We start from the raw sequence: 23,898 nt of genomic DNA, 5'->3' as shown, positions 1-23,898 counted from the left end.
ACGAGAACGCCGAGCCGCGCGTCCCCGACGAGCCGCTGATCGCCTCCTACATGAACTACCTCGTGACCAACCACGGCGTCATCGTCCCGCAGTACGGCGACGAGAACGACCAGCTGGCCGTCGACACGCTCCAGGAGATCTACGACGAGGTCTGGGGCGAGGGCGTCTACAAGTGCGTGGGCGTCAAGTCCGACCAGGTCGTCTACGGCGGCGGCAACATCCACTGCATCACGCAGCAGGAGCCGTCCGCCTAATAGCCCGGCTTGCCGGGGCGCGGCGCCCCTCCTTCACGGGAGCCGCCGCACCCCGGAGGCCCGGCCGGCCAGGCGAACGGGGCCGACTGGCCGGCCGGCGGGGCTTTCCCCGGGCGCTCCGCTGCCTCCACACCGGAGCGCCCCTCCCCTTCGATTGGATACCCGCCTGGCCTGGGACCTGTTGCGGGTTAGGCCAATTGTTCGCTTGGATATCCCAGGTCAGGCGCGTATCCAATTGCCGAAAGTTCCCGGTCGTATACGCGGCCGTCTTGATCGGAGTATCTATGTACCAGCGTATTTAATTACTGCGCTGGAATAGAACACATGTTTGATAAAATGATTTAGCATCAGACAGCGGGCACGGTTTCAATCGAATCCGTGCCCGCTGCTGTATGTGTGAGCAGTGTGAATAGGGGACGTAGCCCTGTTCACACCTGGGCCCATGTCGGCACCGGTCAATGCCCACGATGCTTTTGCTTGCGCTTCAGCTTCCGCTGCTCGAAGCGCGCCTCCGCCTCATCCGCGCGACGCTGACTTCTTGCTTGAGCCGACTCCCGCTTCATCGCTTCCCGCTGTGCCGCGAGCGCCTGTTGTGCCTTGGTGCTCACCGCGGGCCGTTTAAGGGCTTTCGCTGCCTCGCGAGCGCGCCGCTTGGGGTTCTTCGCGGGCTTGCTTGTCTCAGTGGCCTTGTCGCCGAAGAACGAGAGCTTCTCCCATTTGCCGACAACGAATCGCAGGATCTCCTCATCGGACGGCTCCGCGCCGAAGACGATGCGGGCGACGCCGTATCTGCCGTCCTCGACATGCTCCGCCAGCCCGACCCAGAATTGGCCGTCATGATATACGGTCAGGGTGGACGACACACTGATCTGCATGGTTGGTTCCTCCTTTATGTAGATGACCATGCAGAGAAGGGACAACCAAGGAGGCAGGTCACTGATGCGGACCCCCGCACGCCCACGACTACCCGACGGGGACTGTGTTTTTATCTCTGGTAGTTGGATTGTAGCACGCGCAGACGCGCCCTTCATCGCTGGCGACATGACATGGTTGGGGCTTACCACCCGACGCGCCCTTGCGCATATCGTCTTCTCATTTTCGAAACTTTAAAAGACCTTGAGTTTCGAAACCGCGAAGGAGAGTTTAAGCAAGAGACGACGTTAGCTCTGAGTCGACGCTCGAGAAGGGGCTCTCGTCGCTTCTGTCCATCAGGGATGCAGTCACGAAGGTCCTCATCGCCCGCGCGGGAGTTCGAACGCGCGCAAATCGATACGGACGCAAGCGAAGCCCCAGTCAGCTCCATGACTTATGGGAAAGCCGCCCTCTGCAGGCTTCTTACCCTTGTTGTGGCGGTTGTTGTTTACGGTGTTGTTTGCGTTCGCATTGGCAGAGGAGCTGTCGCCGTTGCCCCTCCGTTTTCGTCAGTACCGGGCTGGGTGGCTGCCCTTCAGTCTGCATGCAAGGTGAGATCGGGCCCAGCGCCGTCTTTTTATAAGCGCTTTGGCGAAAACGTCCTGCTTATCAGAAGGATTTAAGTCCCAATTAAACAAGGAGCGGAAAGAGAGCCATATGCGATAGCAATGATTTCGCTATTGCATCTTCTGCTTGCATTTGCCTTAAGAAACCCTATATTAAAATGAGGCGCAATCGTATCCTTTTACCAAATCTGAGCAAGCGCATATATGCCCCAGCTCAGATTCAAAAGACTTTGAAAGCGAGATGCCATGAGCAAATGCTCATGTACGGTAAGGAAGCAAGCAACCGAAAACAAGAGATAGACCGCCAGCACTACACTATTCCGAACCAAAGACCAAAAGATAAGCATTGTGGGAAAATCTAAACTTTTGGATTTTCCCACAATGCCGACTACGGCGGAATCCCTCCCACTCCTTATATATTTCTTTCTGTATACATTGAATTTGTATTTAGTAAAATGCAGACAACACCACGGATCGGCTTTTGGCTGGACAATTCCAACCAAACACCGCAGCAGACAGTAGAAACCATTCTGAACGTTAGGAAGCCGGTATGATTGTTACATATAAGGGGAAGAAAAATTTCTTTTAGATACTTGTTTTCCTAAAACTGATGTGATATAATAATTCAAGTCCAGAAAAGGAGTAAAAAATATGCGGCAAGGTATTCTTAAATAAAACTATAATCAAATAGTGGGAACAAAGGATTATGATAGTCCCTTTTGTAGGGGCTTAGTTTTTTGTACCCAATTTAAGAATACTTTTGCCTTATCAATTTTGACATATCCCCAAAAACAGCACTCACAAACAGGTGTATGCTGTATACGTGTATGTCCGCAATTATCATCCCCAGTGGTAAAAGTATTTTACTGCTGGGGATTTTTATGCCCTTCGGGGCAGTAAAGGGAGGACAATCACATGAAAATAATCAATATCGGGATTCTTGCCCATGTAGACGCTGGAAAGACAACCTTGACGGAGAGCCTGCTATATGCCAGCGGAGCCATTTCAGAACCGGGGAGCGTCGAAAAAGGGACAACGAGGACGGACACCATGCTTTTGGAGCGGCAGCGTGGGATTACCATTCAAGCGGCAGTCACTTCCTTCCAGTGGAACAGATGTAAAGTCAACATTGTGGATACGCCCGGCCACATGGATTTTTTGGCGGAGGTGTACCGCTCTTTGGCTGTTTTAGATGGGGCCATCTTGGTGATCTCCGCTAAAGATGGTGTGCAGGCCCAGACCCGTATTCTGTTCCATGCCCTGCGGAAAATGGACATTCCCACCGTTATCTTTATCAACAAGATCGACCAGACTGGCGTTGATTTGCAAGGCGTGTATCAGTCTGTTCGGGATAAGCTCTCCGCCGATATTATCATCAAGCAGACGGTGTCGCTGTCCCCGGAAATAGTCCTGGAGGAAAATACCGACATAGAAGCATGGGATGCGGTCATTGAAAATAACGATGAATTATTGGAAAAGTATATCGCAGGAGAACCAATCAGCCGGGAAGAACTTGCGCAGGAGGAACAGCGGCGGGTTCAAGACGCCTCCCTGTTCCCGGTCTATCATGGCAGCGCCAAAAAGGGCCTTGGCATTCAACCGTTGATGGATGCGGTGACAGGGCTGTTCCAACCGATTGGGGAACAGGGGAGCGCCGCCCTATGCGGCAGCGTTTTCAAGGTGGAGTATACAGATTGTGACCAGCGGCTCATCTATCTGCGGCTATACAGCGGAACGCTGCGCCTGCGGGATACGGTGGCCCTGGCCGGGAGAGAAAAGCTGAAAATCACAGAGATGCGTATTCCATCCAAAGGGGAGATTGTTCGGACAGACACCGCCCACAAGGGCGAAATTGTCATTCTTCCCAGCGACAGCGTGGGATTAAACGACGTATTGGGGGACAACACCCGACTTCCTCGTGAAAGGTGGCGCGATGCCCCCCTCCCCATGCTGCGGACGACGATTGCGCCGAAAACGGCAACGCAAAGAGAACGGCTGCTGGACGCTCTTACGCAAATTGCGGATACTGACCCGCTTTTGCGCTACGAGGTGGATTCCATCACCCATGAGATCATTCTTTCTTTTTTGGGCCGGGTGCAGTTGGAGGTCGTTTCCGCTTTGCTGTCGGAAAAATACAAGATTGAAACAGTGGTAAAGGAACCCACCATCATTTATATGGAGCGGCCGCTCAAAGCAGCCAGCCACACCATCCATATCGAGGTGCCGCCCAACCCGTTTTGGGCATCTATCGGACTGTCTGTTACACCACTCCCGCTTGGCTCCGGCGTACAATACGAGAGCCGGGTTTCGCTGGGATACTTGAACCAGAGTTTTCAAAACGCTGTCAGGGATGGTATCCGTTACGGGCTGGAGCAGGGCTTGTTCGGCTGGAACGTAACGGACTGTAAGATTTGCTTTGAATACGGGCTTTATTACAGTCCGGTCAGCACGCCGGCGGACTTCCGCTCATTGGCCCCGATTGTATTGGAACAGGCATTGAAGGAATCAGGGACGCAACTGCTGGAACCTTATCTCTCCTTCACCCTCTATGCGCCCCGGGATTATCTTTCCAGGGCTTATCATGATGCACCGAAATACTGTGCCACCATCGAAACGGTCCAGGTAAAAAAGGATGAAGTTGTCTTTACGGGCGAGATTCCCGCCCGCTGTATACAGGCATACCGTACTGATCTGGCCTTTTACACCAACGGGCAGAGCGTATGCCTGACGGAACTGAAAGGGTATCAGGCCGCTGTCGGCGAGCCGGTCATCCAGCCCCGCCGTCCAAACAGCCGCCTGGACAAGGTGCGCCATATGTTTCAGAAGGTAATGTAAAGATACATAATCGTCAAGACGGCAACAATCAGAAGTTATGGAGGGTAACAATGGAACGCCGTTTCTGAAAGGAGCGAGAGAAGCGCCGTCTTGCCCGTTCCCCTTGCTCCCGTAATAATAGTCGACAGGTTGGGATCTCCCGGGCCGTTGATAAAGCCACGGTTGATGTCGCGCAGGATATGCTCGCGACCCGCTAGAAAGGGAGGGACGCTTCCAAATGTTGGGGTAAAGGGGTTCTTGCTGTACTCCATGGTAGCTCCTTTGCAAGTTTTGCTAATTTTTGCAAGTTTTGCTAACTTTTGCAAGTTTTACTAACGACAGACCAAAGGGCATCGAAGCAGTGGCGCTGACATGTTTTACGCAGAAAAATAAGCAGAAATCAATTTATCTGCGTTAAAAAATAGTTGAGAAGAAAAAACGACGAGTCCCGGGCGCAATGCCGTTGCGTTCCGGGCCTCGTCGCTTTGCGAAGTGTCTAACGATGTCGTTGCCGTCGTCCTAGTCAAACAAACTCGGCATGTCGTTTTCCTTCATGAGGGCACCGGCAGAGGGGAGACTCTGCGCGGTGAACTTCTCGGCCGAGACGCCAGCGCCAAGGATTTCCTCGGTCGTGCCGACGGTGGTGACCGAGCGACCCTTCTTGGCGGTAAAGGCCTGGACGCCCTGCGTGTTGGTGGTCGTCTTGGTCTTGAGCAGCGACGTGTTGAAGTTCATCAGGCGGTAGTCGCTCGAGACCAGCGCGATGTCGCGGTCTTCCTTGAGTACCTGAGCATACAGCAGTTTGCTGCCGCCGTAGATGGCGTTCTTGAGGCGCTTGCGGTTGGTCTTGGTAACGTATCCGGCAAGTGCGACACGCACCACGCGGCCGTTCTCAAAGACAAACAGCACGTCGGCCTTGTAGTCCTCGGGGTCGATGACCCAGATGACACTCTCGTCGGGTTCCATCTCGAGGTCGGTGGGCAAGTACGAGCCCAGCTGGGCCGACTTGGTGTCCTCAAACGCCGCAACCTTGCACTTGTATACCTGGCTCTTGTTGGTAAAGACCAGCAGCTCGTGGGTGTTGGAGGACGGGAACTCGATAAAGGGCTTATCGCCGTCCTTGTACTTGAGCGTCGCAGCCTTCTTGAGTACGCGGTCCGTCATCTTCTTAAGGTAGCCATCGCGCGAGAGCATGATGGTAACCGGGTACTCCTCGATCTCGGGCTCCAGGCTTACCTCGACAACCTCATGGGGCTCGATCCTGCCCGTGCGGCGCGGCATCACGTACTTCTTGTTGACCGCGGCCAGCTCGTCGCTGATGACCTTCTTGATGTTCTCTTCGCTCGAAAGGATCTCCTCAAGCTCGGCAATCTCACCCTCGAGCTTAGCGATGTCCTTGGTGCGGTTGAGGATGTACTCCTCGTTGATGTTGCGGAGCTTAAGCTCGGCAACAAACTCGGCCTGGGTCTCGTCGATGCCGAAACCCTTCATAAGGTTGGGCACGACCTCGGCCTCGAGCTTGGTGCCACGGATGATGGCGATGGCCTTGTCGATGTCGAGCAGAATCGCCTCAAGACCGTGCAGCAGGTGCAGGCGCTCGGACTTTTTGCCCAAGTCAAAGTTAATGCGGCGACGCGTGGACTCAATACGCCACTTGACCCACTCGTGCAGGATCTGGCGTACGCCCATAACGCGGGGATAGCCGTCGACCAGCACGTTAAAGTTGCATGAGAACGAATCCTGCAGCGTAGTCGAGCGATAAAGCTTCGCCATGAGCTTGTCGGGGTCGACACCGCGCTTAAGATCGATGGCGATACGCAGACCCGAGAGGTCAGTCTCGTCACGGATGTCAGCGATCTCCTTGACCTTGCCCTCTTTGGAGAGCTTGACGATGCGATCGATGATGACATCGGTCTTGGTGGTGTAGGGGATCTCGTAGACCTCGATGATGCGCTCTTCGGAAATCCAGCGCCAGCGGGAGCGGATCTGGAAGCTGCCAAGGCCGGTCTCGATAATCTTTTCCATCTCCTCGCGGCGGTAGATAATCTCACCGCCGGTCGAGAAGTCGGGCATGGGCATGTACTCGAGCAGATCGCAGTTGGGATCCTGCAGGTAGTGCATGGTGGCGGTGCAGACCTCGTTGAGGTTGAAGCCGCAGATGTCGGACGCCATGGCGACGCCGATGCCCTTGTTGGCCGAGACAAGGATGTTGGGGAATGTGGTAGGCAGCAGGCGCGGCTCCTTCATGGCGCCGTCGTAGCTGTCGACAAAGTCGACCGGGTCCTTGTCGATGTCCTTGAAGATCTCGGCACTGATGGGGGCGAGCTTGGCCTCGGTGTAACGCGAGGCAGCGTAGCTCAGGTCGCCCGAATAGTACTTGCCAAAGTTGCCCTTCGACTCCACGAAGGGGGCGAGTAGTGCCTCGTTGCCGGTGGCCAGGCGCACCATCGTCTCGTAGATCGCGGCGTCGCCGTGCGGGTTGAGCTTCATGGTTTGGCCCACGATGTTAGCGCTCTTCTGGCGCTCACCTTTGAGCAAGCCCATCTTGTACATGGTGTAGAGCAGCTTGCGGTGCGAGGGCTTAAAACCGTCGATCTCGGGGAACGCACGCGAGACGTTGACGCTCATGGCGTAGGGCATGTAGTTGACCTCGAGCGTCTGCGTGATCGGCTGATTGGTGACCTCGGAGTGCAGGCCGATGACGTTCTCGGCGTTGACCTGCTTTTTCTTTGGCTGGTTCTTTGTCTTCTTCTTTGCCACGATTTCCTCTTGAACTTCTTATGGGCCGTCGTTATCGATTTGCTGCTACTGCAGGTCCAGCTGGTCCAGGTATTCCTTGCCGTGCTCCGAGATATGGCGCTTGCGGCCCGCCTCGTCGCTGCCCAGCAGAAGGTTGAACATGGTCTCCATCTTGGTGACGTCTTCGGACTCCACCTTAATCAGACGACGCGTCTCGGGGTTCATGGTGGTGAGCCACATCATGTCCGGGTCGTTCTCACCAAGACCCTTGGAGCGGTTGATGGAGCACTTCTGGTCGCCGATCTCCTTAAGAATGCCGTTCTTCTCGAGCTCGGTGTAGGCAAAGTAGGTCTTTTCTTTGCAGTTGATCTCGTAGAGCGGCGACTCGGCGATATACACGTAGCCTTCGTCGATAAGCGTGGGCACCAGGCGATAGAGCATGGTGAGCACGAGCGTACGGATGTGATAACCGTCGACGTCGGCGTCCGTACAGATGATGACCTTGTTCCAGTTGAGGTTGTCCAGGTCGAAGGCGCCGAGGTTCTTGATGCGCTTGTCTTTGATCTCCACGCCGCAGCCCAGCACGCGCATGAGGTCCATGATGATGTCGGACTTAAAGATGCGCGGATAGTCCTCCTTTAGGCAGTTGAGGATCTTGCCGCGGACGGGCATAACGCCCTGGAACTCGGCATCGCGCGAGGTGCGAATGGCGCCTGCTGCCGAGTCGCCCTCTACGATGTAGATCTCGCGGCGGCTCTTGTCCTTGGAACGGCAGTCGATGAATTTCTGCACGCGGTTGGCCATGTCGGTCTTCTGCTGCAGGTTGGTCTTGATACTCTGGCGCGTCTTCTCGGCATTCTCGCGCGAGCGCTTGTTGATGAGCACCTGCTCCATGATCTTGTTGGCGGCATCTTTGTTCTCGATCAAGTAGGTCGAGAGGCGCTCCTTAAAGAATGCCGTCATGGCCTGCTGGATAAAGCGGTTATTGATGGCCTTCTTGGTCTGGTTTTCGTAGGACGTCTGGGTGGAGAAGCAGTTGGTCACCAGCACCAGGCAGTCCTGGACATCTTGCCACTTAATGCCGCTCTCGTTTTTGTTGTACTTGCCCTGTTGCTTAATGTAGGCATCGATGGCGCTGGTGAGGGCGCTGCGGGCCGCCTTCTCCGGCGAGCCGCCGTTCTCGAGCCAGGAGGAGTTGTGGTAGTACTCCTGCATCGTGAAAGTGCGCGAGAAGCACATGCAAGCAGTGATTTTTACGTTGTAATCGGGTAGATCCTCGCGATCGCGACCGCGACGGTCGGCCTCGATAAAGAAGGGCTCGGTAAGGTAGTCGGTACCGACCTTCTCGAGCACGTAGTCCTCGATGCCCTTGGGATAGCAGAAGTCCTCTTCGGAAAACTCGCCGTCGTCGCCCTCGATGCGCAGCCGGAAGGTCACGTTGGCGTTGACCACGGCCTGGCGGCGCATGGTCTCGCGATACCAATCGTGGGGGATGCTGATGGAGGTAAAGACCTCAAGATCGGGGCGCCACTTGATGGTGGTGCCGGTGCGGTTCTCGTCGCTGGGCTCAACCTCGAGTGCTTTCTTTTTGGCGCCGACGACCTTGCCCTTCTTAAAGTGCAGGGAGTACTTGTTACCGTCGCGCCAAACCGTGACGTCCATGTATTCGGAGGCGTACTGGGTTGCGCACGAGCCCAGGCCGTTGGTGCCGAGCGAGAAGTCGTAGTCGCCGCCCTGGTTGTTGTTGTACTTACCGCCGGCGTAAAGCTCGCAAAAGACGAGTTCCCAGTTAAAGCGCTTCTCGGAGGGGTTCCAGTCAAGCGGGCAGCCGCGGCCGTTGTCCTCTACCTGAATGGAGCCATCGCGAAAGGTGGTAAGGGTGATGAGCTTGCCGTAGCCCTGGCGCGCCTCGTCAACGGCGTTGGACAGGATCTCGAAGGCGGCATGCGCGCAGCCGTCGAGCCCGTCCGAGCCAAAGATGACGGCGGGGCGCAGGCGTACGCGCTCCTCGTCCTTGAGCTGACGAATACTGTCGTTACCATAGTTTGCGGTGTTTTTTGCCATGCTCGCTCTCTCGATGCTCCTTTGCTGCGTTTTAGTCATATAGATAGTCAAGGTAGCATAGCCCAGCCCTTGGGCGATTCCAACCAACACGAAATCCATCGAACAATCGTTCGGAGTTCGATAAGGTTTCGTTTACTCGCACAAAACCGAGTCGGTATTGTGCGAGCAAGTTTGAATAGCGAACCGAAGTTGTAATGTCCGCATAGCGATGACGAATGAGCCGAGTCGGCGTCTCTCACAAAAGTAACTAGGAGCTAGCGGGGCCTATCCGAATTGACCTCATTGGCGGTATCGGCTTCGAGCGCCGTGCGGCGGGCGCTGTAGGCGACGAGGCCGGCGCCTGCCGCGGCGAGTGCTGCAGCGGCTGCCGTAAGGGGAGCGCATGTATCGCCCGTGCCCGCAAGCGCGCCCGCTTTTCCGGGGCGCTTGCTATTGTTGTGGTCCTTGCCGCTGCTGGAGCTGCTTCCGCCGGAGCCGCCGCCCTTGTCAGTACCGCCGCCACTCGAGCCGCCACCGTCGTCCACCGTCATCGGTGCATCGTGAAGCCCCGTCGTATCCGCGCTGTCGCATACGCCGACCTGAACTTCTGAGCGTTCGCATGCCGCGTCGGGCACATGAAGCTCGTGCAGTACGGCACCCAGCGCCGAGTTTGCACCCGGCCGAATTTCCTCGAGCGTTACGGGATCGAGCGCCACCAGGTTATGCGCCTTCGCATACAGCGTTACGCGTTTGCCCACATCGTCGCTCCAGCTCTCGGGGATGGCGAAGCTCATGCGGAACTGTGCCGTGCAACCCGGTGCCAGCACGGCGTTGCCGTTGTCGGCTACCAGCGGGTGCGTTGCAAAACGTGCGCCCAGCGTCTCGAGCGCGTACTTCACGTGTGCCATGTCTTGGGCCGAAGCATCCTCGGCAAGCTCTGGATCGTAGATCGAAACCATGCGTGCGTTCAGTCCGAATCCGATGGATGCGCTGGAGAACGGCTGGCTGGAGCCCTCTCGGTACAGATCGATCGTGCCGGCGGTCAGCAAGGTGTTGCCGTCGTTTCGCACCGTGACCATGAAGGATTCGCCTGCTGCTCCGGGTACCACTGCGCCCGAGGTAGCGACTGCGCCCGTCGGAGTGGCACACGCCACCAAGGGCACTTCGATGCCGTGCAGCTCTGCCTCGCTCTTCTCCGCGCTCACAATGTGCGTGGCGAGTGCGGAGAGCATGCCTCCCGACGTCAAAAATGTCGTTATCTGATCGACGGGGTGGTCCAGCTCGCACATCACGAACGGCTCCGTGAACAGATCGCCTGCCAAGGTGCTGGCGAAGATGCGGAAGTGCTTGCCCATCACTGCTACCGGGTTGCCTTCTTCGTCGTAGGTTTGTCCCACCTTGCCATCGGTGTTCTCTACATAGAGCACGCACCTGCCGTTGTTGCTTACGCTAAACGATGCCGGGCCACAGCCTGCGGCACCCACGGGCTGCGTTGCAAATGCCGATGCGCCTCGCGTCCAAGTAATATGCTGCAGTTGCTCGTTGACGGTTGCCAAAAAGCCCGAATGTTGTGGCCATGGCACCGCATGAGGTACCGTGGCGTCTGGTGACATAACGTCCCAGCACGCAATGGACTGGCCGATCACGGCGTACGATGCGCAGCCGCAACCGTCTGCGGTCTCGTACGCAACGGACACCACCATTTTGCCGTTGATATTCTCGGGCTTGCCCAGCTCGATACTCGACGGTGCTTGCGGAAAGCGGAGGACCTGACGGAACGTGAGACTGTCGCCCAAATCATCCGACCACAAGGTAAAGCATTCCAGCGCAACCTCGGCCTCGCTGCCGAGCGCCTCTTCTGCGGTGGTTCCGCGGCGGTGGAGGTAGGCACCCGACAGGCGCCCGTCGACGAGCGTCTTGCCCACCGTGATACGCGGGCACTGCAGACAATGGTAGCCATCCTCCTGAAGGCGGCCGCGCGAGATGCTGCGCCACGACGTATACGACACCACGCGAACTTTGCTATTACTTATGCGCAGGCGCACGACGGACAGTATGCCGGCTGTGCTTGCCGTATCGAAAAGGGTGTTGTCACCGGCGGGGCGCTCGCCCGAGATCAGCAGCACGTAGGCGTCCTGGTTTCCTCTTCCGTCCGTATATTCCACCACGTCGAAGTCGTAATCGAATATGCCGTCGCGCTCCACGTCGCCCTCGCCAAACCCAAGGGGAAAGTCCACGGGAGTGGGAGCGGACCACGTGCCGTTTGCCTTTGTGTGCACCACCAGGCGCGAGCGGCCATTGTCGCCGTAGCGCACCGAGGCGATACGGAACAGACATTCTACGCCGGCAATCATTGCCAGCTTCATGTGAGCTTCGCTGAGCACGCCAGTAAACAGCACGTTGTCGCTCGAGGGTTTTATGCCGCCACGCTCGTCCTCCGATACGCCAGCAGAATTGGCGTTGGGGTCCGCAACGGCGTCCTTCGCCTGCCCGATATAGGTGTACTTATACATCGGCGCGGCGTTTTCTATCAGTGTATGGACGAAATGCTCGATCTGTCCCGTGTCGTCGCTTTCTGCATCCGCCTCGAGCTCAATGCGCGTGACCGCTTGATCCCAATCGCGCACGACAGGCGCGACGTTTACGGCGGTGGCCTTAACCTCGGCGCGTGCGAGCAGCTCGGCGTTGGTGACGATGGTGGCCGATGCGATAAATTGCGGCACGCCGCCTGCCTCGGCGTTGCCGGCCGTGCCGAAGCGGGCATCCAACGTGTAAGGCGTATCTCCACCCAATGCGAGCTCAGAGCGCTGGAGCACATACTGGTTGCCATTGTTCACCGACATATTCCACGAATCGAGGAGTGTGGGCCACGACCCCGACCAAGCCTTGGTGGTCCACTTGAACATTACGAACTGGAGTATCACATCGACATCGACGTCTGCACCTACGCGCAGTCGCGGAAGCTGGTGTCCATCTGCCTTCTCGTACCCAATGAACAGCGTGAGGGATGCGGCGCCGCGCACGGCAGACGAAGCGACGCCTGCAACGCCGGCGCCAAAGGTGACGGCAAGCCCGATCTGGATGGTGAACGAGCCCGAGGTGTTTGAATAGTCGAGCGAAATGTTTTTAAAAAACGCCGCGCCGCTGCCGTGCGTGTGGGCACCCACGGCGAGCGCCAGCTTCGCCAGCACCCAGGGGTTGACGTTTAGGAAAAACGGCACCGGTCCTAGGGTAAACTGCTCGGTCCAATTGAGGTCGGTTCTTACCTGGAAGAGGGCCTTAATATTGCCAAATGCGGGGTCGTTGTTGTCACCCCAGGTTTTGCCCACCCAGTCGTAGGCGAGCGATCCGTACAGCTGTGTGGCGATATTCATCGTAAAACGCGGCGTGCAGTGGTGACGAAGCAGCTTAGTGTTCCTTGGATCGGTGCCCGAACCGGCACTCATACTTTTGTACTGATTCCACTTCCCCTCCATCTCGTCGAGGTAGCGGTTTGCCTGCTTGGCGCCCGACTCGCGCGGTGACTTCTTCCAGTATTCCGGATCCGGATTGCCCGAATCGTTCATGTAGCCGACCGGTTTGTATCCTCCGCCAAACAGCACGTATCCGGCAAAAGAGAAATCGAACAAAATGGGGAACGAGGGCATCCAGCACGTGAACTTATTGCCGCCGATGCCGGGAAACGCCGCCGGGAAATCAAACGGAGTAATCTCTTGGTCCATGGTGGTGGGGACGATAGTGGTCGAGCCCGATTCTGCCTTTGCGGCCGGCGCGGTGACAACGGCCATGGGGGAGGAGAGTGTATAGGTCTTGCCCTGATAGTCGAGGACAAAGCGCAGCTTGCATCCTTCCTCCAGAAGGCCCGAAGCTGCATCGAGGAACGTGTCTTCGAGTGTGAACGTTGCCAGATTATCCGAACCCGATGCACTGGCCTTGACTTGGCCAATTTGCGTGACGGTTTCGGATGAGCTGCTCGTGGCGGGCATTACCTTGTTGATGCACAGCGTTGCCTGTCCACCCTGTGGCAGATGTGCCTGCACGGTAAAGGCGTGCGTGTCGGGTTGGTCGTTTCCGGCGTCGTCCTTCGGCAGTGCCATGAACGTGGCGTCGGCGTACTGGATGTCCCACTCGTCGAACGTAAGCTGGCGAAAGTACGGCTCACCGTCGGAAAGCGGACGTGTGGGCGCGGTAATGGCGGTGCCGCCCTGGATGCGCGTGAGGGGGATCTCGACATCACGGTAGCCCGCCATGCTGATGGAGATGCCACCGTTAAAGTCGTACGCGTCGAGAAGCGTTGCCTCGTCCACGTAGCCTTCCGAAAGCGGCGCGACCTCAAAGATGGCCGTGCCCTCGTCGTCGGTAGTGGCGGAGAGCTGCTTGCCCGCGGCATAACGCGACGCGAGCGTGACCTGGGCTCCCTTGATGGGCATATTCTTGTTGGCGACGTCGACCACGACCACACCAAACATGGTGCGCGAGAGAACGAGCACCTTGAAGGGGTCTTCTTCGTCGGCATAGGCCTCGGTGGGGGCGAATGGCAGTATGAAGGCGTTTGCGCTGCTCGGCACGCGAGGCAGCATGATGCCTGCCAGCGAGGATGCTCCGGCGATAAGTAGCGAACGACGATCAAGCATTTTGGGCTCCCATCCCGCAAATAACGGAGGAAATAATCCTATTTTGCGAGAAGGTGCCCCGTGGCGGTAGTGCCGTTCAAGGGTCAAAATGTCCAAATTGATCGAGCGAAGCGCCGGGTTCCGGAACGCGTTCGATGCGCTTGGCAGCCCGGTCGCTAACGCAACATATGCGCGACCAGCTCGGCGCGAGTTCCGATACCAAGCTTGGCATACACTCCTGATAGGCGGTTTTTAACAGTGCCCGGCGATACTTCCATGTGGCGTGCGATTTCGGCGTTGGTCCATCCGCGGCAGGCGAGCATGGCCATGGTGAACTCCGTGGTCGTTAAATCGTCGGCCACGTCCTCGCCCGAATCGGGGTTGTGGATGCGCCGCCAGCCGTAGCTAAATCGATACGTAATCTCGATGATGCGTGCGAAATCGTCAGGGTATTGCGCTTTTAGGCACGCCTCGATGAGCCCCTGTAAAAGGCCGTGGTGCTCGCCAATGAGCTCGATAAGGCCGTCGGGGCGCGCAATGTCCCAAGCGGCTCCGAAATGTGCCTTTGCGGCGTCGATGTCCTTGAGGCTCATGCATGCCATGGAAGCCGCCAGGTGCAGGAACAGTTCCGAGATGGGATAGCTTCCCTGTTTCATGATCAGGGCATTTTCCACCATGCCCAGGCTGCGGCCGTATTCGCCGCGCAGATACAAGGCGTGCGCCATCACGTAGCTGGCGAACAGGCGCAGGCCTTCGGGCAAATGCGCCGCAAGCGGATAAAACTCTTCGGCGGAATACGGGGAAGGCAAGTGCAGCAGGACGCTCGCGGCCGAGGTGAACAGGATGTGCATGGCGTGGACGGCAGGCGATTCCTCGTCGGCCGGCGTATCGAGGATGCCAGTAAGGCACCGGCGGGCATCGGCGATACGGTTGAGCGACAGACTGGCGTATCCGCAGATAAAGCATGCGGAATAGCGCAGTGCGGGGTCGGTGGCGTCAAGATAAGGGCGCGCCGTCTTGGCAGCGAGGGTGGCCTGTCCGCGAAAGTACAGCGCTTCTGCCGTGGCAATGGCGCGCGAATCGGGGTCGGAAATGCCTGCAACCGCAGCGTCAATCTGCCCCGGCACAAAGGCGGTGCACATCAACGGCATGGGAACGCATGGGTAGCCATCGCAGTCCATCTTCCATCTCCCAACAGCTGGCAACAATAGCAGCAATTGTACTCCTGTTACTCGGGACTGGAATTTGCGGGTATGGCATACGATTACGCAGAACGTATAAAGGAAGAGTCTATTGGCGATGCTGCCAAGGTGGCTACCGAAGCCTAGCTGAGCTCGACAGTAGGAAAAATTGCCACCCCTGCAAAAAGCTTTGTCGCAGCGATGGGAAACACATCTTGTTCTGCATATAATGAGGTCATATGACGGTGCGTTTGCATACGTGTGACGCATTCCCATCGAACCGAAAAGGAGCTTTGCATGGATTCCAACAAGCGTCCCGACGACATGGTGCGTATCACCACTTCCGAACTTGCCCAGGTGTTCATCGATGAGCAGGTCGCTGCAATCCGCGAGCAGATCGGCGACAAGAAGGTCCTGCTGGCCCTTTCCGGTGGTGTCGACAGTTCGGTTGTCGCGGCCCTGCTCATCAAGGCCATCGGCAAGCAGCTTATCTGCGTGCACGTGAACCACGGCCTGATGCGTAAGGGCGAGAGCGAGCAAGTCGTCGACGTCTTCAAGAACCAGATGGACGCCAACCTGGTCTATGTGGACGCGACCGATCGCTTCTTGGATAAGCTCGTGGACGTCGAGGAGCCCGAGGCCAAGCGCAAAATCATCGGCGCCGAGTTCATTCGCGTGTTCGAGGAGGAGGCCCGCAAGGTTGGCGACGAGGTCAGCTTCCTCGCCCAGGGCACCATCTACCCCGACATCCTGGAGTCCCAGGATGGCGTGAAGGCCCACCACAACGTGGGTGGCCTGCCCGAGGACCTGCAGTTTGAGCTTTGCGAGCCCGTCAAGCTGCTGTACAAGGACGAGGTCCGCGTCGTGGGCCGCGAGCTCGGTCTGCCCGAGAACATGGTCGAGCGTCAGCCGTTCCCCGGTCCCGGCCTGGGCGTCCGCTGCCTTGGTGCCATCACCCGCGACCGTCTTGAGGCGCTGCGCGAAGCCGACGCCATCGTGCGCGAGGAGATCGACAAGGCAGGCCTGACCATCTGGCAGTACTTCGCCGTGGTGCCCAACTTCCGTGCCACCGGCGTGCGCGAGGGCAAGCGCGCCTACGACTGGCCCTGCATCATCCGCTGCATCAACACCGTCGACGTGATGACCGCCGAGGTGCCTGAGCTCGACTGGGCACTGCTCAAGCGTATTACCGCTCGCGTCACAGCCGAGGTTCCCGGCATCTGCCGTGTGTGCTACGACCTCACGCCCAAGCCCGTCGGCACCGTTGAGTGGGAGTAAGCTTTTTGGGCTGCTTTGATCATAGTTCCATGAATGGGGAGGCCTCGCGCGATTGCGCGGGGCCTTCTTTTTCGAAAAGGGCTGCCGTCGTGGTGTTGCCACTGTCCATCGTGCCTGCCATCGCCTCTGGTGTTGCTCCTGAGCAGGGCTGATTTGCGACGAGAACTAGCAGGGCTTGTTGGCGGCACGAGCGAAGCAGGTTGTTTCGCATTGAGCGCGCCGGGCAGAAGAAGGCCATAATGGAGTGTGCGCACAATTTGTTTTAGAGGAGGATGCCGCATGGCAAAAGACGAACAAACAGGCTGGATTGTTGAGATGCTCATGGCCAGTGTGTCGGTGACGCCCACGGCTCTTTTGGAAGAGGTTATGGCAGATGAGCGCTGCGTGGCTTTTGGCCCCATCCACCATTTTATTGTGGGCGCGGTGCTGCTTGCGTGCTGGCGCAACGCCGAAGCATCTGGGGAGCGAGATGCGATGCTCAAAGACGATCTTGCCGATTTGATGTCTCGTTCGGATTGTGTGCCGGGGGCGACGTGTGCCCGCTGGGGCGTGTGCGGGGCAGCCGCGTCTGCGGGCATGGCATATGCAATCGTGCGCGGCAATGCGCCGCTGCGCAGTGAAGGCTGGCAGGAGGGGCAGCTTATGGTTTCGGAGCTGCTTGCCGCCATCGCGCGCTCGGGAAGCCCACGGTGCTGCAAGCGAGATGCGCGCGTGGCGATTCGTGAGGCCGTTTCGTTTTTTAACGCGCTCGGCGGACCACAGCTTAAAGCATGGGAGAAGACGCCAACCTGCGATAGCTATGCGGTCAATACAGTGTGCATGGGCGAAAAGTGTCCGTATCATCCTGCGATGCTGAGCGCTGAGGAGAGATTGAAGGCACAAGCGACGAAGCCAGAATGACCGACCTTGCGGCGCCACAAGTTGGCGCCCATATGCAACGGACACCCGCTGTCGAGTAGGCGTCCGCTAAGTTAATCAAATGTAGATGGGATTATCGGGGCATTAGACCCTTGTCGTCCTCACCAGATGGGCCATGTTTTCCCCGAGCTGGCGCAGCATGTCCTCGCCAAAGGGGTCGTCGCCGCTGTTAAACATCATGTTCCAGTAGGTCGACGAGGCCACTGGCATGCCACTGAATGTAAAGCAGCGGTTCAGTTCATCCAGTGTTGAGGTGGACCCCGCCCGCCAAAGCGTCGTCACCGCGCATGCCGGCTTGCCGGCGAACCGTCTTCCGTGCACGCTCGCGGCGTAAAACGCGCGGTCGAGCAGCGCGAGCAACGCGCCGTTTGCCCCTGCAAAGTAGACCGGCGTACCCACCACGAGCTCCTGGGCGAGCGTCTCGGAGATCGCCTTTACCGCGCGCTTGGTGGCACAGTACACGCCCGAGAGCGGTCCGACGTTGTAAGCGCCCAAGCTGCTCACGTTGAACACGTGGCCGGAGCGGCGGGCCCTCATACCGGGCAGCACCGCGCGCACGGCATGGCGTTGGTTCTGTGCGCAGGGGCCCCTTGCTTTTGTGTGCGGAATAAGGTGTCCCTACTGGGGATTCGGGTTGACGCATGCAAATGTGTCTCGTGCGGCAAGTGTTCAAAGGTTTGTCAGATGGACGTCGATGTGGTCCGCGCGTCCAATCATGCCGAATGTATCCGGTGCGGAAAGTGCATCGGGGCCTGTCCCGTCGATGCCATCAGCTATCGCTATGGCCTGGATGTGTCGGCAGCAAAACTCCCTCTGACCGCCGATAAAAAGTAAACAAGCTTCGACAAAACGGAGGAATGACCATGAAGCTTTCTAAGATTGCGGCCTTGTTTATGGTGCCGGTGCTGGTCTTGTGTCTTGCGGCATGTTCGGCGCCCGGTGGCAACGCGAGCGAATCTACGAGCTCCGATCCTAAGATCGCGGAGCTCATCGCGCAGGAGCCGACCAATGCCGACGAGGCCGCCGAGCTGTATGCGAAGCTCATGCAAAAGGAGAACGATATCCTTTCGAGCGATAGCGCACTGTGGGAAAAGGTGTTTCTTGTCGCCAATAAAGATATGCCGATGATTGAGGACGGCAGCAATTACGGCGATTTCCTGCTCAAGACCATCGACGGCGCCAAGGTAAACATCTGATCCTGCCATGGAGGGACTCCATGGCAGGATCAGATCATTGATGTTGATAAGACGCGCGAAAGTGGCACTTAGCGGTCAATCACAAAATTGTCCATCTCGACGAGCTCACGAGCCTTCTCCTGACCTTCGATGGCCTCGCGGAGACGCTTGGCGTAATATGTCATGCCATTGGCGATGTCGATGCGCAGACCGATTTCGGCGCGTTGATAGAGCGCCAACGCGCGCAGGGGATTACGGTCGATGCCACAAGAGGGGGCGTCGGGGTCAATGAGCATAGAGGCTATGCGAATGGCGGGCTGGGCGAACTCTGCATCGTCGCGGGCAAGCTCAAGACTGCGTTCGTACAGGCGGTATGCTTTTGACCTATCTTGCGGCACGGCGCGACCGCGGCTGAACATGTCGCCGAGTTTGTACACCGCCTCGCTGGAGGGCGCAAGCGCTGCGGCAAGCGAATACCACTGATAGGCTTTGGCATGGTCGGGCTTGCCAGTCCTTCCGTACTCGTAGATATAGCCGAGGTTGATGATGCTCTGGAAGCAACCTGCGTCGGCCGCCATTTCGTAGAGTTCCGCGGCCTTGGCGTAGTCCTGCTCAACAAGGTCTCCCATATAGTAGAGGGCGCCTAAATCGTTCATACAGGCTCCGCTGCCGGACGAAACTCCCAGCCTGTAGCCCAAGACGAGCATTTCCCTAACTGCTGAAGACATACGGGCCGCACGGTAGACGCGCTCTCTGTTTTCGCAGATATACTGGGCATAATCATCGCCAGGCGTGGAGAATGCAACGTTTGCCATCTCGGCGAGGAGGTCTTTTTCCTGCTCGGGCCCATAGATAAGATCTTCGGAAGGAAAACCCTCGTTGTATTTGTCCTCGCCATGGTCGACAAACTCCATGCCGGCAAGTTCTGCCATGCGCGCGACGTCTTCCTTTTCGACTCCATATGCGTTGTTGGGATTAAGGTCCATCGTTTGCTCCTTTCGGATTGTCTGCTGTTTTGTATCGTATCAGGTGATGGAGACCGCGGAATTTCCATTTCGCTGTACGGCAGGTCAGAGCGCTTACCGCTTTTCAAGCTCACCCACAAAGACGGGTCAAAGTGCCTCCGCAGGCTTAGGCTCGGGTGAATACAGTTCTCCTTGGGGGTTTACGCCGATGGGGCCTGAGCAACAATCGAGCCATTCTTCGGATGCTAAATCGCTGATGGGCTGCTGTTCGCATACGGCACTGAAATTGATGCGTATGGCATCAATTTCAAGTTCGGGTGCTGCTGGCACCGCATCGATAAAGTAACGCCAGCATTCGTCGTCCAAAAGATGCAGCAGCGTAATTTGTGTCTTTCCGTGGTATTCGTACGCATCGAGCACTAAAAACACTGGCGCTGTCCTTAGGCGTGCCTGTTTGGCCGCAATCGTTCATGGTCGCCTTCCGTATTGTTGCCGCGGAGAAGATTGCGGCATGGCTGCTCTTTATCGGCGAGCATATCAATCCGTGTGGACATCTTTTTGATTATCACGGCGGCTTGCGCTATTCGGCAAAGGTTCTCATCAACCGCGCCGCCACGGGACTCTTGAAGTGGTGGATGTTTCCAACGCGATTCTTGGCAAACCACTGCCCGCCGTCAGTACGATCGACAGCTCGGATCTTATCCTCGAGAAAGGTGGCTTACAGAAGGGCTGGCACGGCGTGCTGGCACTGGGCAGCGAGGTTTCGGATATCGCTCCAGGGGATGCACTCACAATTGACTAATGTGACAAAGTGACAGTTCCTTTGTCACATTATCGACGGTATGCGCGGGATGGCGCGCCACGCGGCGTGCCGTCCCGTTCGTTTTTTGGTGCGGTTTGTTACATTCCTCACTGGCGCCGGTAAAAAATGGGGATAGAGTAGGACAAACGCGTCGAATACGAACGGCGGGGGAGAGCGGGCAAGGTGCCTGCGCAGGAGAGGTTGCCGTCCATGCTGGAGCTCAAAGGAATTTGCAAAAGGTACGTTACGCAGTCGTTTACGCAGGTGGCGCTCGACAGCGTGAGCCTGTCTTTTCGGGATAACGAGTTTGTGGCCATTCTGGGGCCCTCGGGTTCGGGTAAGACCACGATGCTCAACGTTATCGGCGGACTCGACCACTTTGACTCGGGTGACCTGCTGATCGACGGTATTTCGACCAAGGACTTTCACGATCGCGATTGGGATGCCTATCGCAACAACCGCATCGGCTTTGTGTTCCAAAGCTATAACCTCATTCCGCATCAGACCATTTTGGAAAACGTGGAGCTGGCGCTTGCGCTCACGGGCGTGGGGCACGCCGAGCGCCGCCAGCGTGCGCGCAAGGCGCTCGAGGCCGTTGGTCTGGGCGAGCACGTGAACAAGCGCCCGAGTCAGCTTTCGGGTGGGCAGATGCAGCGCGTGGCCATCGCCCGCGCCCTGATTAATGATCCCGAGATTGTGCTGGCAGACGAGCCGACTGGCGCCTTGGATTCCACAACGTCCGTGCAGGTCATGGACTTGCTCAAGGACGTCGCGCGCGACCGTCTGGTTATCATGGTCACGCATAATCCCGATCTGGCGTACGAGTACGCCACGCGCATCGTCAACCTGGCGGACGGCAAGATTACCGACGATTCTGATCCTTTCGATGTCGCTGACGCCACGCGCCGCGAGGCCAAGCCTACGCGCAAAACATCGATGAGCTTTGTGACGGCGCTGGGGCTTTCTGCCCGAAACCTTATGACCAAGAAGGGCCGTACGGCCATGACGGCCTTTGCGGGCTCGATTGGCATTATTGGCATCGCGGCGATTTTGGCGCTGTCCAATGGCGTAAACGGCTACATCAAAAAGGTCGAGGAGGATACGCTTTCGAGCTACCCGCTTACCATTTCCAAGCAGGATTACGACCTGTCGTCCATGATGGGCGAACAGGGGGCCACGGATGACGATACGTCCAAGAACGAGGGTTCGTCCGACGACGGCACCGACGGCAAGGCTCAGGGAACCAAAAAGATCCCCGTGGTCACGGCCGTAAAGGATATGTTTGCAAGTGTTAAGTCCAACGACATGACGAGCTTTAAGGCATGGCTCGATGCCGGCGGCGACGGTATCGACAAAGAGGTCAACGCCATCCAGTACGGTTACGGCGTGACGCCGGTTATCTATCGTGCCGGCAAGGGCGATGAGAAGCCTGTCCGGCTGGTGCCCAACGCTATGACCGAGGCCATGAGCGGTGGTGCGAGCTCGGCGGCAACGGTGAGCATGGACTCCATGGGGACCTCGGTCTTTAACGAGATGATCGACGATCAGAGTCTGCTCGACAGCCAGTACGATGTCGTCGCCGGCCATTGGCCTACGTCTGCTCACGAAGCCGTAATGGTGCTTTCGAGCCGTGGAACGGTGGGCGACTATACGCTTTACAGCATCGGTGCGCTGGATATCGATGAGCTCAACGACCTGGTGAACAGTGCCATGGCCGCCGACGGTAAGATTGAGACGCCTGAGAGCGGCGCCGACTTTACTTACGACGATGCGCTGTCCACGACGTTTAAGGTGTTGTCGCCGGCCGATGCTTATCGCAAAAACGAAGAGACCGGCATGTGGACTGACATGTCCGGCGACGCCGACTTTATGACGGCCAAGGTTGCCGACGGTATTGACGTGCACATTGTGGGCGTGGTGCGACCTAACGAGACGGCCAATGCGAGCGCGTTGTCTCCGGGCATAGCCTATACGCATGCGTTGACTCGCCAGCTTATGGAGCGCGCCGCCGATTCGCAGATCGTGCAAGAGCAACTTGCCCACCCCGAGACGGATGTCTTTACGGGCAAAACTTTCGACGAACTGCAAGGCGAGGCCAAGCAAGGCGTGGATCTGGGCAGTATGTTCAGTGTGGACGAGGCGGCGCTCAAGAGCGCGTTCTCGTTCGATGCGTCTGCACTCTCGGGTGCTGCCGGTGGCATGGATTTTTCGGGCATCGATTTGTCGGGCCTGGATATTGACCTTTCGGGCGTTGGCAAAGACATCGACTTAAGCGACATCATGGCCAAAGCGCCGACCCCCGATCTTTCGGGCATCTTTGACGGTCTGGAGCTCACGCCCGAGCAAATGCAACAGGTGGGAACGCTTGCCAACCAACTATTTGAGGGCTTTTTGCAGTCTGATCAGTTTAGGGCGCTGTCACCCGAAGATCTCAAAGACGCGTCAAAGCTTGCTGCCGCATTCTCGGCGTATCTCGAGAACGATGTTGTGGCGCAGCAGTGCCTGGCGCAGCTCAAGGCGCTCGGCGGCGATGCCCTGGCCGAGCGCCTGCAACGGGCGATGACCGACTATGTCCAAAATCAGTTGGCTCCGTATCTGCAGCAGGCTATGGATCAGGTGATGAAGGCGATCAGCGAGCAGGTGGCAACGACCGTGTCGACCCAGCTCAAGGCCGGTGCGGCAGGGCTCATGGACCAGATGGTGACGCAGATGTCTTCGAGTTTTGCCAACCTGGCGAGCGCCATGCGCGTGGATGCGAGCGCCTTTGCTCGTGCCATCCACTTCAACATGGACGCCGAGGACCTGAGCTCGCTCATGATGAGCTATGCCAAGGCGTCGAAGCTCACCTACGACAACAATCTGACCACGTTGGGCTACGCGGATGAAGCGGATCCCATCTCGGTCAAGATTTTCCCGCGTGACTTTGAGGCCAAGGAGCGCGTACTCGACCATATCGATGCGTACAACAAGCAGGTCAAAGCCGCCGGCCACGACGAGCAGGCAATCTCGTACACCGACTACATGGGCATCATCATGGGCTCGGTGACTGATATCGTGAATACCATCAGCTTGGTGCTCATCGCGTTCGTGAGCATCAGCCTGGTCGTGAGCTCCATCATGATCGGCATCATCACCTACATCAGCGTGCTGGAGCGCAAAAAGGAGATTGGCATCCTGCGCGCGATCGGCGCGTCGAAGCGCAACGTGGCAAACGTGTTCAACGCCGAGACCTTTATCGAGGGCCTCATTGCCGGTGTCTTTGCCATTGTCGTTGTGGTACTCGTGAGTTTTCCGGTTAATGCCTGGGCGCTTGCTGCCAAACAGGTACCCAATCTGATGAGCTTGCCCGTGCAGGATGCGCTGGCGCTCATTGCAATTTCGGTGCTGCTGACGGTCGTTGCCGGCCTGCTGCCGGCCCGCAGCGCATCCAAAAAAGACCCCGTGGAAGCCCTGCGCTCCGAATAATGTGACAAAGGGACTGTCCCTTTGTCACATTGAGTGACATGTAAATCGAGGTCTAATACTTTTCCCGAGAAGTGAACGAGTCAAAATGGACCCCCGAAGCATCGACACTTATTGAAGGCGGTTTCCTGCGGTTTTGCCAGCTAAATCCTGCGGGTTTGGCGTCTAAAAATGTC

The 23,898-nt window shown here is 57.5% G+C and carries 17 protein-coding genes; 8 read left to right on the top strand and 9 right to left on the bottom strand.

Going from position 1 to position 23,898, the window contains the following annotated elements; genetic code table 11:
- Nucleotides 1–254 (top strand): agmatine deiminase family protein (locus ACTM82_RS06110; RefSeq protein ID WP_441088523.1); only part of this gene is annotated, 254 nt, incomplete at its 5' end.
- Between the two features lie 455 nt (nucleotides 255–709).
- Here the strand turns inward: ACTM82_RS06110 and ACTM82_RS06105 are convergent.
- Nucleotides 710–1,129, bottom strand: a complete 420-nt coding sequence (locus ACTM82_RS06105; protein WP_441033667.1) for a YjdF family protein — start codon at nucleotides 1,127–1,129, stop codon at nucleotides 710–712.
- A 1,518-nt stretch (nucleotides 1,130–2,647) separates the two neighbouring features.
- Between ACTM82_RS06105 and tet(W) the strand changes: the two genes are divergently transcribed.
- A complete protein-coding gene (gene tet(W) / locus ACTM82_RS06100; RefSeq protein WP_441055047.1) occupies nucleotides 2,648–4,567 on the top strand; it encodes a tetracycline resistance ribosomal protection protein Tet(W) in 1,920 nt (639 codons plus the stop codon).
- A 35-nt stretch (nucleotides 4,568–4,602) separates the two neighbouring features.
- On the opposite strand, the gene ACTM82_RS06095 is transcribed toward tet(W), so the two are convergent.
- From ACTM82_RS06095 to ACTM82_RS06075, 5 genes are all read right to left on the bottom strand, one after another.
- Nucleotides 4,603–4,818, bottom strand: a complete 216-nt coding sequence (locus ACTM82_RS06095) for a hypothetical protein (RefSeq protein WP_441016470.1) — start codon at nucleotides 4,816–4,818, stop codon at nucleotides 4,603–4,605.
- A gap of 247 nt (nucleotides 4,819–5,065) precedes the next feature.
- Nucleotides 5,066–7,306, bottom strand: coding sequence for a DNA gyrase subunit A (locus ACTM82_RS06090; protein WP_441032585.1), 2,241 nt, complete (start codon nucleotides 7,304–7,306; stop codon nucleotides 5,066–5,068).
- A 45-nt stretch (nucleotides 7,307–7,351) separates the two neighbouring features.
- Entirely contained in the window at nucleotides 7,352–9,349 is a 1,998-nt protein-coding gene (locus ACTM82_RS06085) for a DNA gyrase/topoisomerase IV subunit B (RefSeq protein ID WP_441032582.1), read from the bottom strand.
- Nucleotides 9,350–9,603: 254 nt separating this feature from the next.
- Nucleotides 9,604–13,962, bottom strand: coding sequence for a hypothetical protein (locus tag ACTM82_RS06080; RefSeq protein WP_441032579.1), 4,359 nt, complete (start codon nucleotides 13,960–13,962; stop codon nucleotides 9,604–9,606).
- Between the two features lie 155 nt (nucleotides 13,963–14,117).
- On the bottom strand, nucleotides 14,118–15,092 hold the full coding sequence (locus tag ACTM82_RS06075) for a helix-turn-helix domain-containing protein (RefSeq protein WP_441016480.1): 975 nt from the start codon (nucleotides 15,090–15,092) through the stop codon (nucleotides 14,118–14,120).
- 327 nt (nucleotides 15,093–15,419) lie between these two features.
- On the opposite strand from ACTM82_RS06075, the gene guaA reads away from it, so the two are divergent.
- Both guaA and ACTM82_RS06065 read left to right on the top strand, forming a co-directional pair.
- Nucleotides 15,420–16,400 carry a glutamine-hydrolyzing GMP synthase gene (guaA, locus tag ACTM82_RS06070; RefSeq protein ID WP_441055049.1) on the top strand — a complete coding sequence of 327 codons (981 nt, stop codon included), beginning with the start codon at nucleotides 15,420–15,422 and terminating at the stop codon, nucleotides 16,398–16,400.
- Between the two features lie 279 nt (nucleotides 16,401–16,679).
- Nucleotides 16,680–17,300: a DUF5714 domain-containing protein gene (locus ACTM82_RS06065; protein ID WP_441055051.1), complete on the top strand. Its 621-nt coding sequence runs from the start codon at nucleotides 16,680–16,682 to the stop codon at nucleotides 17,298–17,300.
- Between the two features lie 102 nt (nucleotides 17,301–17,402).
- On the opposite strand, the gene ACTM82_RS06060 is transcribed toward ACTM82_RS06065, so the two are convergent.
- On the bottom strand, nucleotides 17,403–17,876 hold the full coding sequence (locus ACTM82_RS06060; RefSeq protein ID WP_370450617.1) for a flavodoxin family protein: 474 nt from the start codon (nucleotides 17,874–17,876) through the stop codon (nucleotides 17,403–17,405).
- Between the two features lie 126 nt (nucleotides 17,877–18,002).
- On the opposite strand from ACTM82_RS06060, the gene ACTM82_RS06055 reads away from it, so the two are divergent.
- Together ACTM82_RS06055 and ACTM82_RS06050 are read left to right on the top strand one after the other, a co-directional pair.
- On the top strand, nucleotides 18,003–18,152 hold the full coding sequence (locus ACTM82_RS06055) for a 4Fe-4S binding protein (RefSeq protein ID WP_229770712.1): 150 nt from the start codon (nucleotides 18,003–18,005) through the stop codon (nucleotides 18,150–18,152).
- A 29-nt stretch (nucleotides 18,153–18,181) separates the two neighbouring features.
- On the top strand, nucleotides 18,182–18,514 hold the full coding sequence (locus tag ACTM82_RS06050; protein WP_441055054.1) for a hypothetical protein: 333 nt from the start codon (nucleotides 18,182–18,184) through the stop codon (nucleotides 18,512–18,514).
- 68 nt (nucleotides 18,515–18,582) lie between these two features.
- Here the strand turns inward: ACTM82_RS06050 and ACTM82_RS06045 are convergent, their stop codons facing one another.
- On the bottom strand, nucleotides 18,583–19,479 hold the full coding sequence (locus ACTM82_RS06045) for a tetratricopeptide repeat protein (protein WP_441055056.1): 897 nt from the start codon (nucleotides 19,477–19,479) through the stop codon (nucleotides 18,583–18,585).
- A gap of 126 nt (nucleotides 19,480–19,605) precedes the next feature.
- Entirely contained in the window at nucleotides 19,606–19,887 is a 282-nt protein-coding gene (locus ACTM82_RS06040; protein ID WP_441055058.1) for a hypothetical protein, read from the bottom strand.
- Between the two features lie 202 nt (nucleotides 19,888–20,089).
- Here ACTM82_RS06040 and ACTM82_RS06035 point away from each other — a divergent pair, with 202 nt between their 5' ends.
- On the top strand, nucleotides 20,090–20,260 hold the full coding sequence (locus tag ACTM82_RS06035; RefSeq protein ID WP_441055060.1) for a hypothetical protein: 171 nt from the start codon (nucleotides 20,090–20,092) through the stop codon (nucleotides 20,258–20,260).
- Nucleotides 20,261–20,470: 210 nt separating this feature from the next.
- The gene (locus ACTM82_RS06030) at nucleotides 20,471–23,725 is read left to right on the top strand and encodes an ABC transporter ATP-binding protein/permease (RefSeq protein WP_441055062.1); all 3,255 of its coding nucleotides are present in this window, start codon (nucleotides 20,471–20,473) and stop codon (nucleotides 23,723–23,725) included.
- Nucleotides 23,726–23,898 lie beyond the last annotated feature (173 nt).

The organism is Collinsella sp. HCP3S3_E5 (assembly GCF_052067635.1).
GTDB lineage: Bacteria > Actinomycetota > Coriobacteriia > Coriobacteriales > Coriobacteriaceae > Collinsella.
Note: the sequence above shows the minus strand (reverse complement) of the source record. Positions and strands in the feature narration are given on the sequence as shown.

Bases quoted from the DNA above. Each gene is read 5' to 3' on its own strand.
- ACTM82_RS06105 (WP_441033667.1), bottom strand. From the start codon at position 1,129: ATGCAGATCAGTGTGTCGTCCACCCTGACCGTATATCATGACGGCCAA.
- ACTM82_RS06095 (WP_441016470.1), bottom strand. From the start codon at position 4,818: ATGGAGTACAGCAAGAACCCCTTTACCCCAACATTTGGAAGCGTCCCT.
- ACTM82_RS06085 (WP_441032582.1), bottom strand. From the start codon at position 9,349: ATGGCAAAAAACACCGCAAACTATGGTAACGACAGTATTCGTCAGCTC.
- ACTM82_RS06080 (WP_441032579.1), bottom strand. From the start codon at position 13,962: ATGCTTGATCGTCGTTCGCTACTTATCGCCGGAGCATCCTCGCTGGCA.
- ACTM82_RS06075 (WP_441016480.1), bottom strand. From the start codon at position 15,092: ATGCCGTTGATGTGCACCGCCTTTGTGCCGGGGCAGATTGACGCTGCG.
- guaA (WP_441055049.1), top strand. From the start codon at position 15,420: ATGGATTCCAACAAGCGTCCCGACGACATGGTGCGTATCACCACTTCC.
- ACTM82_RS06065 (WP_441055051.1), top strand. From the start codon at position 16,680: ATGGCAAAAGACGAACAAACAGGCTGGATTGTTGAGATGCTCATGGCC.
- ACTM82_RS06055 (WP_229770712.1), top strand. From the start codon at position 18,003: ATGGACGTCGATGTGGTCCGCGCGTCCAATCATGCCGAATGTATCCGG.
- ACTM82_RS06050 (WP_441055054.1), top strand. From the start codon at position 18,182: ATGAAGCTTTCTAAGATTGCGGCCTTGTTTATGGTGCCGGTGCTGGTC.
- ACTM82_RS06045 (WP_441055056.1), bottom strand. From the start codon at position 19,479: ATGGACCTTAATCCCAACAACGCATATGGAGTCGAAAAGGAAGACGTC.
- ACTM82_RS06030 (WP_441055062.1), top strand. From the start codon at position 20,471: ATGCTGGAGCTCAAAGGAATTTGCAAAAGGTACGTTACGCAGTCGTTT.